The organism is Nocardioides ginsengisegetis, from assembly GCF_014138045.1.
Taxonomy (GTDB): domain Bacteria; phylum Actinomycetota; class Actinomycetes; order Propionibacteriales; family Nocardioidaceae; genus Nocardioides; species Nocardioides ginsengisegetis.
The window spans coordinates 2,288,373-2,304,118 of record NZ_JACGXA010000001.1; the positions used below are offsets into that span (position 1 = coordinate 2,288,373).

Sequence of the window (15,746 nt, forward strand, 5' to 3'; positions counted from 1 at the left end):
GTGCCTACTTCAGGAAGTCGGGCACGTCCAGGTCGTCGTCGTCGAACTGGACCTGGCGGGGCTGCTGACGCGGCGGCTGGGCGGCCGGCTCGGTGCGCGGCGTGGACGGGTGGAACGTGGGGGCAGCCGGGGCGGCAGGAGCGGACGCCGTCGACGGGGCCGGTCGGGAGGCGGCCCCGGCGGGGACGCGCTCCTCGGGGCGACGCGTGGCCAGCTGCTGGGCAGCGGCCCGGGTCTCCTCCTGGGTCTGCTGCGGCTTGGGCTCGCGCCGCAGGACCGTGCCCTCGTCGCGCTTCTTGGGCTGGCCGCCGTCGAAGCCGGCGGCGATGACGGTCACGCGGACCTCGTCGCCGAGCGCGTCGTCGATGGTGGCGCCGAAGATGATGTTGGCCTCGGGGTGCGCGGCCTGGGCGACCAGCGCGGCGGCCTCGTTGATCTCGAACAGGCCGAGGTCGGAGCCACCGGCGATCGAGAGCAGCACGCCGTAGGCGCCGTCGATGGAGGCCTCGAGCAGCGGGCTGGACACGGCCATCTCGGCGGCGGCGACCGCGCGGTCCTCGCCGCGGGCCGAGCCGATGCCCATGAGGGCCGAGCCGGCGTTGGCCATGACGGACTTCACGTCGGCGAAGTCGAGGTTGATCAGGCCGGGGGTGGTGATCAGGTCGGTGATGCCCGAGACACCCTGCAGCAGCACCTGGTCGGCCTGCTTGAAGGCGTCGAGGACCGAGACGCTGCGGTCGCTGATCGACAGGAGCCGGTCGTTGGGGATCACGATGAGGGTGTCGACCTCGTCGCGCAGCTGGGAGATCCCCTCCTCGGCGGAGTTGGCGCGGCGGCGACCCTCGAAGGCGAAGGGGCGGGTCACGACGCCGATCGTCAGGGCCCCGAGCGAGCGGGCGATGCGGGCCACGACGGGCGCGCCGCCGGTGCCGGTGCCGCCACCCTCGCCGGCGGTCACGAAGACCATGTCGGCGCCCTTGATGACCTCTTCGATCTCGTCGGCGTGGTCCTCGGCGGCCCGGGCCCCGACCTCGGGGTTGGCGCCGGCGCCCAGGCCGCGGGTGAGCTCGCGGCCGATGTCGAGCTTGACGTCCGCGTCGGACATGAGGAGGGCCTGCGCGTCGGTGTTGATCGCGATGAACTCGACGCCCTTGAGCCCGACCTCGATCATCCGGTTGACGGCGTTGACACCACCACCACCGATGCCCACGACCTTGATGATGGCCAGGTAGTTCTGTGCTGCTGCCACGGGCTTTCGCCTCTCGCTGATCGTGTCCGGGACCCGGACGGAATGTCTGTGCTGGAGTTGAACTCTTACCCTCAGGCTGAGGGTTATAGTTATGTCAACCTCGCCGTGGTCACGAGAGTAGGCAGCCGGCTGCGCGGATCGACGCAGACACGCCGCGTGTCTCGGCTTCTTGCGACTTTTCCCTGCCGTGGCAGGGCTGGGGCCCCGTCCGGCCTCAGGGAGCGGGCGTGCCCGCGGTGGTCGGCTGGCCGGGGACGGAGACGTCGTACGTCCGCGCGGGGTGCTGCAGCAGGGCGCTGAGGACCTCCGCCTTCTGGGCGGACTCGTCCGCGCTCCCCCACACGACCTCGCGGCCGTCGCGGAGGACCAGCTTGATCTGGTCGACCGTCTCGACCTCGACGTGGTCGACGATGCCGGCGATGTCCGAGGGCAGCGCCGAGATCACGCGCGCGGCCTCCTGCAGCGCGTCGCTGCGGGTGTCGGCACTGGTGCGCACGTGGGGCAGTCCGGGTGGCGCGGTGGCGTAGTCGCGGAAGACGACGCCGTCCTCGTCCATGCCCCGGATCCGGCCACCGATCTCCACGACCGCGACCGCGACCCGCTCCTCGACGGTGATCTTCACCTGGTCGGGCCACTCGCGGGTGACGTCGGCGGACTTCACGACGGCGAGCGCCTCCACCCGACGGCGTACGGCGTCCAGGTCGACGCGGGCGAGCGGCTCGCCGGTGGGGACGGCGGCCGCGTCGCGGACCTGGCCGGCGCGGACGGTCGTCGCGCCGGTGACGTCGACACCCCGGACGGCCAGCAGCGAGGAGAAGAACACCGCCCACAGCCCGCCGACGACGACCAGCAGGACGAGCACGAACGCCAGGACCGGCTTCCAGGTCAGCCAGCGGCGCGCCCACTGCCGGCGCGCGAAGCGCTTGCGGCTGCGGATCGTGGTCCGGTCGACCGAGGGCTCGGTCGGGGCGGGGCTACGCACCCGACGCCCGCTGCTCGAGGATCTCGAGGACCCGGGGGCCGATCTGGGTGATGCTGCCGGCGCCGAGGGTGAGCACGAGGTCGCCGGCGCGGGCGCGGGAGGCGAGCTCGGCCGGGGCCTCGTCGAAGTCGGCGACGAACGCGACCCGGTCGGCCGGGAGCGGCACGTGCCCGGCCACCAGCGCGCCGGTCACCTCGGGGTCGAAGTCCTCGCGGGCGAGGTAGACGTCGAGGACGACGACCTCGTCGGCCGCGCCGAGCGCCTCGCCCATGGCGGCGCCGAAGATGCGGGTGCGGGAGACCAGGTGGGGCTGGAAGGCCACGACGAGGCGGCCCTCCCCCGCGACCGCGCGACCGGCCTGGAGGTCGCCGGCGATCTCGACCGGGTGGTGGGCGTAGCTGTCGTAGACCCGGACGCCCGCGGCCTCGCCCTTGCGCTCCATCCGGCGGCGGGTGCCGGTGAAGCCCTCGAGGCCGGCGCGCAGGCCGTCGAAGTCGTGGCCCAGGCGCAGGCCGACGGTGAGTGCGGCCAGGGCGTCGAGGACGTAGTGGCGGCCGGGTATCTGCAGGGTGACCCTGCCGAGCTCGACGTCGCCGTCGTGGACGGTGAACGACGAGGTGGTGCCCTCGAAGCGGAGGTCGCTCGCCCGTACGTCGGCGGCCGCCGACTCCCCGACGCCGACGACGGCGAGCCCGCGCGAGCGCGCGAGCGCGGCCAGGTCGGCTGCGCCCTCGTCGTCGACGATGCAGACGAGGAATCCAGCCGGGTCGATGCGGTCCACGAACTCGCCGAAGGCGGCCCGGTAGGCCTCCTCGGTCCCCCAGTTGTCGAGGTGGTCGGCCTCGACGTTGGTGACGATGGCGGCGTGGGGGCGGTAGACGAGGAACGCGCCGTCGCTCTCGTCGGCCTCGGCGACGAACAGGTCGGAGCTGCCCTCGGCGGCGTTGCGGCCGGTCTGGGCGAGGTCGCCACCGACGGCGTACGTCGGGTCGGCGCCCGCGGCCTGCAGGGCGACCGTGAGCAGCGAGGTCGTGGTGGTCTTGCCGTGGGTGCCGGCGACGGCCAGCACCCGCCGGTCGGCCATCACGGCGGCCAGGGCGGCCGAGCGGGGCAGGACGCGCAGGCCCTGGCGGACGGCCTCCTGGTACTCGGGGTTGTCCTCGCGGACCGCGGTCGAGACGACGAGGGTGTCCACGTCGTGGACCTGCGCAGCGTCGTGACCGAGGTCGACCCGGGCGCCGAGCTCGCGCAGCGCCTCGAGGGTGGGGCTGTCGGCACCGTCGCTGCCGCTGACCGCCATGCCGCGCGCCAGCATGATCCGGGCGATGCCGGACAGGCCGGCTCCCCCGATGCCGACGAAGTGGACGCGGCCGAGCCGGTCCGCGGGGAGGATCTCGTCGGGGACCGGGACCTTCATCGCGCGGCCTCCACGATGATCCGCGCCAGCTTGTCGTCGGCGTCGCGCGGGATCAGCGCGGCCGCCGCGGCGCCCATGGCGGCGAGCCGCTCGGTGTCGGCGGCCAGGGCCGGCACGGTCGCGATGACCCACTCGGGCGTGACCGCCGAGTCGGCGACGAGCAGGGCGCCGCCGGCCTCGACGATGGGCCGGGCGTTGTGGTCCTGCTCGCCGTTGCCGATCGGCAGCGGCACGAAGATCGCCGGCAGCCCGGTGGCGGCGGCCTCGGTGGCGGTGTTGGCGCCGGAGCGGCACACGACCAGGTCGGCGGCGGCGTAGGCGAGGTCCATGCGGTCGACGTAGTCGAGGACGACGTAGGGGACGTCGGTGAGCTCGGGCTCGGCACCGCCGTGCTTGCCCTGCACGTGGAGGACCTGGACACCGGCCTCCGCCAGGGCCCGCGCCGCCGCGGACACCGACTGGTTGAGCTTGCGGGACCCCTGCGAGCCGCCGGTGACCATCAGGGTCGGCCGGTCCGGGTCGAGCCCGAAGAACGCGCGCGCCTCCGCGCGGACGGCCGCCCGGTCGAGCCCGGAGATCATGGTGCGGATCGGCAGGCCGACGTACTCGGCCCTGGGCAGAGGGGTGTCGGGGAAGCTGACCGCGACGCGGGTGGCGAGGCGGGCGCCGAGCTTGTTGGCCATGCCGGGCAGGGCGTTCTGCTCGTGGACGACCAGCGGCAGCTTGCGGCGCCGGGCCGCGAGGTAGGCCGGCACCGAGACGTAACCGCCGTAGCCGACGATCACGTCGGGCCGGATCCGGTCGACGATCGCGAGCGTCTCCTTGACCGTGCGGCGCAGCCGGAACGGGACCTTCAGGAGCTCGACGCCGGGCCGGCGCGGCATCGGGACCGGCGGGACCAGCTCGAGGGGGTAGCCAGCCTCGGGCACCACGCGGGTCTCGAGGCCGCGGGGGGTGCCGAGGCAGGTGATCTCGACGTCGGGGTCGAGCCGGCGCAGGGCGTCGGCGGTGGCGAGCAGGGGCGAGGTGTGGCCGGCGGTACCGCCGCCGGCAAGGAGAACGCGCATCGACGTCAGCCTAGAGGGGGGTCAGAGCGACCGGCCCGACACCTTGCCGGCCGACAGCCCCGCGGAGCGGTCCCGGCGGCGCTGGGCCAGGGCCCGGGCGGCGTCGGGCTCGCGGCGGGCGAACCCGACCAGCAGGCCGAGGGCGACGAGGGTGGGCACGAGGGACGAGCCGCCGTAGGACACGAGCGGCAGCGGGATGCCGATGACGGGCAGGAGCGCGAGCACCATGCCCACGTTGATGATCATCTGGCCGAGCAGCCACACGACGATGCCGAAGCTGGCGTAGCGGACGAACGGGTCGGCGGTCTCCCGGGCCACGCGGAGGGCGGCGTAGGCGATGGTGAGGAACAGGCCGATGACGAGCAGCGTGCCGACCAGTCCGAGCTCCTCGCCGAGCACGGCGAAGATGAAGTCGGTGTGCGCCTCCGGCAGGTCGCCCCACTTCTGCTGGCTGGCGCCGATGCCCTGGCCGAACCAGCCGCCCGTCGAGAGCGCGTAGAGGCCGTGGGCAGGCTGCCAGCCGGTGTCGTGGAAGTCCTTGAACGGGTCGGCGAAGTTGGTGATGCGGGCCAGCCGCTCGGGGCTGGCAGCGGCGAGGAAGACCGCCACGACGCCGACGATCGAGATCGCCAGCACGAAGAAGCGGCCCGGCGCGCCGACCACCCAGAGCATGCCGAGCAGGATCGCGAAGAGAACCAGCGCGGTGCCGAGGTCGTGGCCGAAGACGACCAGCCCGGTCGCCAGGAGCATGCCCGGCACGACCGGCATCATCACCTGGTGGAGGCTGCCCAGTCGGCGGTCCTTGTGGGCGTAGACGTGGGCGGCCCACAGGATCAGCGCCATCTTGGCGATCTCGGACGGCTGGATCACGATCGGGCCGAGGGGCAGCCAGTTCTGGTTGCCGTTGATCGTCACGCCGACGAAGGCGGTCAGCAGCAGCAGCACGAGCGAGATGACGTAGCCGGGCCAGGTCAGGCCGCGGATCAGGCGGTGCGGGAGCCGGCTGGCGACCCAGGCGGCCGGGAGTCCGATGCTCACCCACATCAGCTGGCGCTCGACGACGGCGTAGCTGTTGCCGTCGTTCTGCTCGTAGCTGTAGACGCTCGAGGCGGACAGCACCATGATCAGGCCGATCACGAGCAGCAGCCCGGACGCGCCGAGCAGCAGGTAGTAGGACGTGAGCGGCCGGTCGAGGGCGTCGCGGAGGGCGACGTACCAGGAGAGCGGGCCGGAGGTCCGACGGCGGGTGTCCTCGGGGTTGGCGGTGGTCATCGCGGCTCCCCTCCCTGTCGTGCTCCGGCCGTCCCGGTCAGTCGATCCTGCGGTGCACGGCGGCGGCGAAGGCGTCGCCCCGCTCGGCGTAGTTGGTGAACATGTCCATGGAGGCGCATCCCGGAGCCAGGAGGACCGTGTCGCCGGGTCGGGCCAACGCGGCCGCCGCCTCCACGACGCGCTCCATGGAGCCATGTTCGCCCCTAGTCTCGCCCCCCTCGACGGTCGTCACGGGGACATCCGGCGCGTGTCGCGCCAACGCCTCGGCGATGACGTCGCGGTCGCGGCCGAGGAGCACGACGCCCCGCAGCCGGTCGCGCACGGCGAGGACGAGGTCCTCGAAGCGGGCCCCCTTGGCGAGGCCCCCCGCGATCCACACGACCGACTCGTAGGCCTGCAGCGAGGACTGGGCGGCGTGCGGGTTGGTGGCCTTGGAGTCGTCGACCCAGGTGATGCCGTCGCGCTCCCCCACGACCGCGATCCGATGGCCGTCGGGGCGGAAGGCGCGCAGGCCGTCGCGTACGGCGGCCTGGCTGACCCCGTGCGCCCGCGCGAGCGCCGCGGCGGCCAGCGCGTTGGCGACGTTGTGCGGCGCCTGGGAGGCCAGGTCGGAGAGGGTGCAGAGCTCGGCGGCGCTGGAGTCGCGCTGCTCGATGAAGGCGCGGTCGGCGAGGATGTCCTCGACCACGCCGAGCATCCCGACCGACGGCATGCCGAGGGTGAACCCGATCGCGCGGGCACCGTCCTGCACGTCGGCCTCGCGGACCAGCCGCTCGGTCTCCGGGTCGGCCACGTTGTAGATGCAGGCCCGCTCGACGCGCTCGTAGATGCGGCCCTTGTCGGCGGCGTAGTCGTGCATGGCGCTGGGGCCGGCGTACCAGTCGAGGTGGTCCTCGGCGACGTTGAGGACCGCGGCGGCCTGCGCGGCCATCGAGTCGGTGTAGTGCAGCTGGAAGCTGGAGAGCTCGACGGCGAAGACGTCGTACGGCTCGGGGTCCATGACCGCCTCGACGATCGGGAGCCCGACGTTGCCGACGGCGACGCTGCGCAGACCGGCGGCGCGCAGGATCGAGTCGAGCATCTGGACGGTCGTGGTCTTGCCGTTGGTGCCGGTGACGCACAGCCAGGGGGTGTCGTGGTTCGGGTCGCGGAGCCGCCACGCGAGCTCCACCTCGCCCCAGACGGGGATGCCGCGGGCGCGGGCCTGGGCGAGCAGCGGCGCGTCCGGACGCCAGCCCGGCGAGGTGACGAGCAGGTCGACGTCGTCGGGCAGCGTCGCGGTGGCGCCGGCGCCGAGCCGGATGTCCGCGCCCAGCACCTCGAGGAGCTCGGCCTTCTCGGCGCGCTCGGTGGAGGCGTCGGCGGGCTGCTCGTCGAGGGCGGAGACCGTCGCACCGAGGTGGAGCAGGTTGTCGGTGGCGGCGAAGCCGGAGACGCCGAAGCCCGCGACGACGGCGCGGACGCCGTCCCACGAGTCGTGGCGGCCGAGGTGGAGCGGGGCGGTCATATCCCGGCGACCCACTCGGCGTAGAAGACTCCGAGACCGGCGGCGACGCAGATGCCCGTGATGATCCAGAACCGGATCGTCACGGTGACCTGCTCCCAGCCGAGGTTCTCGAAGTGGTGGTGGATGGGGGCGATCCGGAACAGCCGGTAGCCGGTGCCGGTCAGCCTCTTGGTGACCTTGAAGCAGGTGACCTGGAGCATCACCGAGACCGTCTCCATCACGAAGAGCCCGCCCAGGATGATGAGCAGCAGCTCGGTGCGCGTCAGGATCGCGAATCCGGCCAGGGCGCCACCGAGCGCGAGCGAGCCGGTGTCGCCCATGAAGATCGCGGCCGGCGAGGCGTTCCACCACAGGAAGCCGAAGCAGGCGCCCGTGATCGCCGCCGCCACGACCGCGAGGTCGAGCGGGTCGCGCACGTCGTAGCAGTTGGCGCCGGGCGAGATCCGGCAGTTCTGGTTGTTCTGCCAGATGTTGACCAGCGTGTAGGCGCCGAAGACCATCACGCTGGCGCCCGTCGCGAGCCCGTCGAGGCCGTCGGCGAGGTTCACGGCATTGGACGTGCCCGTGACCATCAGCCAGATCAGCAGGACCACCAGCACCGCGGGCAGCGCCCAGCTGTCGAAGTCGCGGATGAAGGAGACGTGCAGCGAGGCCGGCATCTTGCCGCGGTCGTCCTTGAGGGCCGGGCTGATCGCCAGGATGCCGAAGACGACGCCGACGATCGTCTGGCCGATCATCTTGGCCTTGCTGCGCAGGCCCAGGCTGCGCTGCTTGGAGATCTTGATGAAGTCGTCGACGAAGCCGACCAGGCCCATGCCGACGAAGAGGAAGAGCAGCAGCAGGGACGAGGCCGAGGGGACCGTCCACGTGATCAGCTCGGCGGCGAAGTAGGCGATGACCGTGGCCGAGATGATGACCACGCCACCCATCGTGGGGGTGCCGCGCTTGGTGTGGTGGCTGGTGGGTCCGTCGTCGCGGATCTCCTGCCCGTAGCCCCACTGGGTGAAGTAGTGGATCGCCACCCGGGTGCCGAGCAGCGAGATGAGGAGCGCCAGGCCGCCGCCCAGCAGGATCGCCTTCATCGAGCGCTTCCCTCTCCGTCGATGTCGTCAGTGCTTCCGTCGGCGAGCAGTCCGTCCGCGATGAGCTCGAGGGCGGCGCCGCGCGACGCCTTCACGAGGACGACGTCGGTGACCGCGACATTCTCGCGCACCCACGCCAGCGCCTCGTCACGCCCCGCCGTCCGGACCACCGTGCCGCCCCAGCCGGGGGTCTCCTCGGCGCCCACCGCGATGCCGTCGGCCGGGTCGCCGACGGCCACGACGACATCGGCACCGACGTCCGCGGCGTGCCGCCCCACCTCGAGGTGGGCCTCGGTCGCGTCGTCCCCGAGCTCCTTCATCTCCCCCAGCACGGCCACCGTGCGGCCGCCGCGGCGGCTGCCGATCGCGACCAGGGCGTCGAGGGCGGCCACCATCGAGGCCGGGTTGGCGTTGTAGGCGTCGTTGACCACGACCAGGCCGTCCGCGCGCTCGTGGACCTCCATCCGCCAGCGCGAGAAGTCGGTGGCGTCGGTCAGCGCGCGGGCGACGTCGGCGAGGGGCAGCCCGACGGCGATCGCCATGGCCGCAGCGGCGGCGGCGTTGGCGGCCTGGTGGGCGCCGACCTGGCCGAGCCGGACCGGGTGCCACTCCCCGCCGTGCCCGAGCTCGAAGGACGGGCGCCCGAGCTCGTCGAGCTCGAGGTGGCGCCAGGCCACGTCGCCGGTCGTGCCGAAGGTCAGCACGCGCGCGTGCGTGCGCGCGGACATGGCGGAGACCAGCTCGTCGTCGGCCGCGAGCACCGCGATCCCGCCGTCGGGCAGCGCCTCGACGATCTCGCCCTTGGCCTGCGCGATCGCCTCACGGCTGCCGAACTCGCCGATGTGGGCGGTGCCGACGTTGAGCACGGCCGCGACGTGGGGCGGCGCGATCCCGCAGAGGTAGGCGATGTGGCCGACCCCGCGCGCACCCATCTCGACCACGAGGTGGGCGGTGCCCGCGTCGGCGCGCAGCACGGTGAGCGGGACGCCGATCTCGTTGTTGTTGTTGCCCGTGGTCGCGACGGTCGGGCCGGCAGCGGCCAGCACCTGCGCGAGGTAGTCCTTGGTGCCCGTCTTGCCCTGCGACCCGGTCAGCGCGACGACGGTCGTGTCGATCCGGCCCAGCACGTGGCGGGCCAGGCGACCCAGCGCGGCGACGGGGTCGCCGACGAGCACGGACGGGGCGCCGGTGGAGCGGCTGCCGAGCACGGCGTGGGCGCCCTCGACGTAGTCGTGGCCGTCGACGTGCTCCCCCACCACGGCCACGAACAGCCCGCCCTGGATCGGGTTGCGGCTGTCGACGTACGCCGGGGCGTGCACGAGCAGGTCGGGGTCACCGGAGACGCTGCCGTCGACGACGGCGGCGATCTCGGCGAGGGTCATGGGGATCATCGGGTGGCCTCCCGGATGGCCTCGCGGACCACCTCGCGGTCATCGAAGGGGTGCACGACGCCCTGGACCTCCTGGCCCGTCTCGTGGCCCTTGCCGGCCACCAGCACGATGTCGCCGGGGCGGGCGCGGCGGACCGCCTCCCGCACGGCGCTACGTCGATCGCCGATCTCGACGACGTCCGCCGGCCCGGCGGTGGTGCCGGCCAGCACCGCGGCCCGGATCGCGGCGGGGTCCTCGGTGCGCGGGTTGTCGTCGGTCACGACCAGCACATCGGCCAGGCGGGCCGCGATCTCGCCCATGATCGGCCGCTTGCCGGGATCGCGGTCGCCGCCGGCGCCGATCACGACGATGACCTGTCCCTCGGTGAGCGGCCGGAGGGCGCCGATCGCGGCCTCCACGGCGTCGGGCTTGTGGGCGTAGTCGACGACCACGACGTAGTCCTGGCCCTCGTCGATCCGCTCGAGCCGGCCGGGGACGCCGCCCCCCGTGGCGATGCCCTCGGCGACCCGGCGAGTGTCGAACCCGGCCTCCGAGGCCGCCGCGATCGCGGCGAGGCCGTTGGCGACGTTGAAGTCGCCGGGCAGCCCGACGGCCGCGTCGACGGCGATCCCGTCGGGGCCGAGCACGGTGAAGCGGGAGCCGGTGGCGCTGAGGTAGACGTCGACCGCCTGCCAGTGCGCCTCGCGGCCGGTCAGCGAGAAGGTGCGCACCGGAATGGTGGCCTCCTCGACCAGGCGCCGACCGTGCTCGTCGTCGACGTTGACCAGGCCGAGCCGGGCGCGCTGCGGGGTGAAGAGCGAGGCCTTGGCTCGGAAGTAGTCCTCCACGTCGGTGTGGAAGTCGAGGTGGTCGCGACCGAAGTTGGTGAAGACCGCGACGTCGAAGACGACCCCGTCGACGCGGCCCATGACCAGGGCGTGGCTGGAGACCTCCATGGCGCAGGCGGCGACGTGGCGCTCGCGCATCATCGCGAAGAGGCCGTGCAGGTCCGGGGCCTCCGGAGTGGTCAGCGACGTCTTCACGTCCGCACCGCCGACGCGCGTGCCGACCGTGCCGATCACGGCGGCGGGCACGCCGGCCTGCTGCAGGCCGCTCTCGAGCAGCCGCGTGGTGGTGGTCTTGCCCTGGGTGCCGGTCACACCGATCATCCGGAGCGAGGTCGCGGGGTCGCCGTAGACGCGGGCGGAGAGACGGCCGAGGAGGGCTCGGGGCGAGCCGACGACGACGAGCGGCAGGTCGGTCACCGGGTCGCTGGCTGCCCCGTCCTGGTCGGTCAGGATCGCGACGGCACCGGCCTCGGCGGCCGCGGCGGCGAACTCGATGCCGTGGACGCGGGTGCCCGGCAGGGCGGCGTACAGGTCGCCGGGCCGGATGCGCTGGGAGCTCAGGGAGATGCCGGTGACCACCACGCTGTCGAGGTCACCCCGCGTGGACACGTCGGCGTCGTGGGTCTCGAGCCAGGCGACGAGGTCGCCGAGCGGGGTGCTCAACGGGCGTCGCGGCCGGGTCGGGGTCTCCTCGCTCACCACGCCGCGAGGCTATCGCCCCGGAAGGGGGCCCCGGGCCACCGGCTGGCGGGGCCCGTGAGGATCACCACTCGACCGGGAGGTGGCTCGGCGTGGTCTCGGTCGGCGGCACCGCGTAGCGGCGCAGCGCGTAGCTCATGATCTTCGCGAACGCCGGGCCGGCGACCGAGCCGCCACCGCCGCCGTTGCGCGGGTTCTTGACCACGACGTAGACGGTGAAGCGGGGCTTGTCGGCCGGCGCGAAGCCGGCGAACGACACGTTGAAGGTGCCGTCGTAGCAGCCGCAGGCCTCGCCGACGGCCTGCGCGGTGCCGGTCTTGCCGGCGACCCGGTAGCCCGGGACGGCCGCGCCGGGGGCGACGCCGTCCTCGGGGTCGAGGACGCGCTCCATCATCAGCATCATCTGGTGGGCGGCCCGCTCGCTGACCACGCGGTGCGTCCTGGTGTGGTCGGTGCCGACGACCTGGCCGTCGTCGGTGGTGGCCGAGCCCCGGACGAGGCTGGGCGAGACGCGGACGCCGCCGTTGGCGATGGTGTTGACCGCGGCGGCCATCTGCACGGCGTTGACCGACAGCGACTGGCCGAACGCGATGCGGTCCTGGGTCTGGTGGGTCCACAGCGCCTTGGCGGGCAGGATGCCCGGCGACTCGCCGCGCATCCCGACGTCGGTGCGCTCACCGAGGCCGAAGGAGCGCAGGTAGTCGTAGAGCTGCCCGGTCCTGAACTTGTCGGCGGCGAGCACCGTGCCGATGTTGGACGACTTGGCGATGACGCCGGCGAGGGTCAGCCGGATCAGGTCGTGCGGGAACCAGTCGTGGATCGCGCGGTCCTCGCGGTCGAGCTCGCCGGGCACCTTCAGGCGGGTCCTGTCGGTCACCTTGCCGGCATCGATGAGCGAGCTGAGGGTCAGCACCTTCTCGACCGAGCCGGGCTCGTAGACGTCGCTGGTGGAACGGGAGCCCAGGTCGGCCTTGGGCGACTCCTGCGGGCTGTTGGCGTCGAACGTCGGGTAGTCGGCGACCGAGAGCAGCTCACCGGTGAGGGTGTCCATCACCACGGCCATGCCGGAGTCGCCGCGGGCGTCCTCGACGGTCTGACGCAGGACGCGCTGGGTGTACCACTGCAGGTCGCGGTCGATGGTGGTGTGCAGGTCCCGACCCTCGACGGGCGCGGTGATGGTGCTCTCCCCGAGCGGGATCCGGTTGCCACCGCCGACCTCGTAGCGGGCCGAGCCGTCCTTGCCGGCGAGCTGGGCGTTGAACGTGCGCTCCAGGCCGGCCAGCGGCTCGTCGGTGCCGAGGAAGCCGATGATGTTGGCGGCCACGTCGCCGGCCGGGTAGTCCCGGACCGGGTCGCGCCGGATGTCGAGGCCCTCGAAGCCCTCGTGGCGGGCGGCAGTGAGCACGTCGGTGGCCAGGGTCGCCGGGACCCGGCGGGCGATGTACTCGAAGCGGCTGCCCTCGGCACGCAGCTTCTTGAGGGTGGAGAAGTAGTCGACGTGCAGGCGGTTGGTGAGGAACTTCGCCATCTCGGGCGCCTGGTCGGTCGTCATGTGGGGGTCGGCCACCAGCATGTAGCCGGCCACGGAGTCGGCCAGCGGCTCGCCGTTGCGGTCCAGGATGTCACCGCGCTGCGCGGGCAGGTCGACGTTGACCAGGCCCTCGGCCGCCGCCATCGCGGCGTAGGAGTTGGGGTCGATCCCCTGCAGCTGCACCAGGCGGGCGCCGAACACCGAGAGCACCATCGCGATGACGATGAAGCCGAACCGCAGCCGCAGCTGCGGCGCTCCACGCCGGCTGCCCCGGGGGCGGCGCGGCTGGGGGCTGCGGGACTGGCGCACGGACGACTCCGGTCTCAGTGGTGGGTGTGCTTGCTGGTGTGCGTATTGGTGTGCTTGGAGGGGCTCTTGTGGTCCTTGTGACTGTTGTGGCCATTCTGGTGGCTGGAGGTGGCCCCGGCGTTGTCCGACGCGCCGGTCGTGGCGTCAGCCGGCGGGTCGACGTACGTCGGGGTCGGCGTGAGCACCGGCGGCTTCGGCGGGACGGCGGGCCAGATCGGCTGGCCGTCGGCCGGGCTGGAGACGAACGGTGCGCCGCTGACCTTGCCGCTGCGCAGGTCGAGGAAGAGCGGGTTGTGCGGGTAGACCATGCCCATCCGGCGGGCCTGGTCGGCCACGCGCTGCGGGGAGCGGAGCTCGTCGAGCTCCATCTTCAGCGTGAGCTGGCGAGCCGACAGGGTGCTGGCCTGGTTCTCCAGCGCGGTCGTGGCGAACGCCGCCTGCTGCATGGAGGTGTTGAAGAGGAGCAGGCCGATGACGCCACCGAGCAGCACCAGGCTGACCAGGGCGACGAAGGGCATGCGGGGGGCGCGGACGCGTCGTCGCGGCACCACCGTGAGCCGGGCGCGCTCGACGGCCGCCTCGGCGATGCGCGGCATGCGCTGGCGGAACTGAACGGCGGGACTGCTCATCACGCTTCTCCTCTTCTGCGGGTCGGGCCGCTGGTGGGGCCGTCGGGTCGGACACGTTCGATGGCGCGCAGCCGGACGCTGGCCGCGCGGGGGTTCTCCTCGATCTCGCCGGCGTCGGCCTTCTCGCTGCCGCGGGTGACCAGGCGCAGGGCCGGCTCGCTCCCCTCGGGCACGAACGGCAGGTCCAGCGGCACGTCGCTCTTCGTGGCGGCGGTGAACGCCTGCTTGACCAGGCGGTCCTCCAGCGAGTGGTAGGACTCCACGACGACCCGGCCACCGACGGCGATCGCCTCGATCGCGGCCGGCATCGCGCGGCGGAGCACGGCCAGCTCGTCGTTGACCTCCATGCGAAGGGCCTGGAAGGTGCGCTTGGCGGGGTGTCCCCCGGTGCGTCGCGCCGGCGCCGGGATCTCGGCGTACAGCAGCTCGACGAGGCGGCCCGACCGGCTCCACGGCTCGGCCTCGCGCTCGCGGACGATCGCGCGAGCGATCTTGGCGGCGAACTTCTCCTCGCCGTAGTCGCGCAGGATGCGGGTCAGGTCGCCGACGGCGTAGGTGTTCAGGACGTCCGCGGCGGTCTGGCCGACGGTGCTGTCCATGCGCATGTCCAGCGGCGCGTCCTCGGCGTAGGCGAAGCCGCGCTCGCGGAGGTCGAGCTGCATGGAGGAGACGCCGAGGTCGAACAGGACCGCGTCCACGCTGGACCGGTTCAGGTCCGCAAGGACGTTCGGGATCTCGTCGTAGACGGCGTGGACGGGGGTGAACCGGTCACCAAAGGGCGCGAGGCGCTCGCCGGCCAGGGCCAGCGCGGCCGGGTCGCGGTCGACCCCGATCACGCGGGAGCCGGGGATCCGGGTCAGCACGGCCTCGCTGTGGCCGCCGAGGCCGAGCGTGGCGTCGATCATCGTCGCTCCGTCGTGCCCGAGTGCGGGCGCCAGAAGAGCGACGACCCGGTCGAGGAGGACCGGGACGTGGCGGGGGCTGCTCATGGTCGCGCCCTACCGGCCCAGGCTCGTCAGGACGAGGAACGCCGTGGCCAGGCCGAGCGAGGTCGCCGCCGAGAAGGCCATCACCGCGGCCGCCTCCCGGGCCTGGTGACGCACCCGGCGTACCGGTGCCACTGGCGTGATGCTCATGAGTTCGACCCCGTTGTCTGCTGCTGCGCGAAACTGCGTGAAATGTGGTGATCCGCCGGACCAGGTCCCTGCCCGCTCCCTCGTGGGAAGTCGTCGTCTGGGGCCGGGGAAGGTGTCCCAGAAGACGGTCGGGGAGCGGGCCCGAGACCTCGTCCTGCGGATCGCTGTGCTGTTGTCCTCGGTGCTGCTGGCTGGGGTGTTCAGACCCCCGGGAAGACCTCTTCGCTGAGCTCGGAGAACTTCGTCTCCTGCTCCGCGCTGTACTGCTGCCACCTGGCCGGGTCCCAGATCTCGACCCGGTTCATCACCCCGATCACCACCACGTCCCGCTCGAGCGAGGCGTACTCGCGGAGCATCGGCGTGATCGTGATGCGGCCCTGCTTGTCCGGCTTCTCCTCCGAGGCTCCGGCGAACAGGAAGCGGGTGTAGTCCCGCGCCCCCTTCACCGTCACCGGCGCTTCCTGGGCCTTGCGGGTGAGCTCCATGAAATCGGCCATCGGCCAGACCGTGAGGCAGAACTCCTGCCCCCTGGTCACCACGAGCCCCTCCGCAAGCTGGTCCCTGAACTTCGCCGGGAGGAACAGCCGCCCCTTCTCGTCGAGCTTGGGGGTGTAGGTGCCCATGAAGAACATCGAGCACCTCCACTCC

14 protein-coding genes are annotated in these 15,746 nt (G+C 72.7%); all 14 read right to left on the bottom strand.

Features of this window, described 5'->3' with window-relative positions:
- Positions 1-4: 4 nt before the first annotated feature.
- Positions 5-1,249 (bottom strand): cell division protein FtsZ, encoded by a 1,245-nt coding sequence (gene ftsZ / locus FB382_RS10980; RefSeq protein ID WP_182539102.1) that lies wholly within the window; start codon positions 1,247-1,249, stop codon positions 5-7.
- 214 nt (positions 1,250-1,463) lie between these two features.
- Positions 1,464-2,231: a cell division protein FtsQ/DivIB gene (locus tag FB382_RS10985; protein ID WP_343055562.1), complete on the bottom strand. Its 768-nt coding sequence runs from the start codon at positions 2,229-2,231 to the stop codon at positions 1,464-1,466.
- Positions 2,224-3,648 carry a UDP-N-acetylmuramate--L-alanine ligase gene (gene murC, locus FB382_RS10990; RefSeq protein WP_182539104.1) on the bottom strand — a complete coding sequence of 475 codons (1,425 nt, stop codon included), beginning with the start codon at positions 3,646-3,648 and terminating at the stop codon, positions 2,224-2,226. Before murC ends, FB382_RS10985 begins: the two co-directional genes overlap by 8 nt.
- Entirely contained in the window at positions 3,645-4,715 is a 1,071-nt protein-coding gene (gene murG, locus FB382_RS10995; RefSeq protein ID WP_182539106.1) for an undecaprenyldiphospho-muramoylpentapeptide beta-N-acetylglucosaminyltransferase, read from the bottom strand. The genes murC and murG overlap by 4 nt, the downstream gene beginning before the upstream one ends.
- Before the next feature lie 21 nt (positions 4,716-4,736).
- Positions 4,737-5,987 carry a putative lipid II flippase FtsW gene (gene ftsW / locus FB382_RS11000; protein ID WP_182539108.1) on the bottom strand — a complete coding sequence of 417 codons (1,251 nt, stop codon included), beginning with the start codon at positions 5,985-5,987 and terminating at the stop codon, positions 4,737-4,739.
- Positions 5,988-6,024: 37 nt separating this feature from the next.
- Positions 6,025-7,494, bottom strand: a complete 1,470-nt coding sequence (gene murD / locus FB382_RS11005) for a UDP-N-acetylmuramoyl-L-alanine--D-glutamate ligase (protein WP_182539110.1) — start codon at positions 7,492-7,494, stop codon at positions 6,025-6,027.
- Positions 7,491-8,576 (bottom strand): phospho-N-acetylmuramoyl-pentapeptide-transferase, encoded by a 1,086-nt coding sequence (mraY, locus tag FB382_RS11010; protein WP_125038625.1) that lies wholly within the window; start codon positions 8,574-8,576, stop codon positions 7,491-7,493. The genes murD and mraY overlap by 4 nt, the downstream gene beginning before the upstream one ends.
- Entirely contained in the window at positions 8,573-9,967 is a 1,395-nt protein-coding gene (locus tag FB382_RS11015) for a UDP-N-acetylmuramoyl-tripeptide--D-alanyl-D-alanine ligase (RefSeq protein WP_182539112.1), read from the bottom strand. Before FB382_RS11015 ends, mraY begins: the two co-directional genes overlap by 4 nt.
- Positions 9,964-11,493 carry a UDP-N-acetylmuramoyl-L-alanyl-D-glutamate--2,6-diaminopimelate ligase gene (locus FB382_RS11020; protein WP_182539114.1) on the bottom strand — a complete coding sequence of 510 codons (1,530 nt, stop codon included), beginning with the start codon at positions 11,491-11,493 and terminating at the stop codon, positions 9,964-9,966. The genes FB382_RS11015 and FB382_RS11020 overlap by 4 nt, the downstream gene beginning before the upstream one ends.
- A gap of 64 nt (positions 11,494-11,557) precedes the next feature.
- Positions 11,558-13,333, bottom strand: a complete 1,776-nt coding sequence (locus FB382_RS11025) for a peptidoglycan D,D-transpeptidase FtsI family protein (protein WP_343055564.1) — start codon at positions 13,331-13,333, stop codon at positions 11,558-11,560.
- Positions 13,334-13,347: 14 nt separating this feature from the next.
- Positions 13,348-13,962, bottom strand: coding sequence for a cell division protein FtsL (gene ftsL, locus FB382_RS11030; RefSeq protein WP_182539116.1), 615 nt, complete (start codon positions 13,960-13,962; stop codon positions 13,348-13,350).
- Positions 13,962-14,951, bottom strand: a complete 990-nt coding sequence (gene rsmH, locus FB382_RS11035; RefSeq protein ID WP_182539118.1) for a 16S rRNA (cytosine(1402)-N(4))-methyltransferase RsmH — start codon at positions 14,949-14,951, stop codon at positions 13,962-13,964. Before rsmH ends, ftsL begins: the two co-directional genes overlap by 1 nt.
- Before the next feature lie 9 nt (positions 14,952-14,960).
- Positions 14,961-15,098: a hypothetical protein gene (locus FB382_RS11040; protein ID WP_182539120.1), complete on the bottom strand. Its 138-nt coding sequence runs from the start codon at positions 15,096-15,098 to the stop codon at positions 14,961-14,963.
- A gap of 200 nt (positions 15,099-15,298) precedes the next feature.
- Positions 15,299-15,730, bottom strand: coding sequence for a division/cell wall cluster transcriptional repressor MraZ (mraZ, locus tag FB382_RS11045; protein ID WP_125038630.1), 432 nt, complete (start codon positions 15,728-15,730; stop codon positions 15,299-15,301).
- Positions 15,731-15,746: the final 16 nt, after the last annotated feature.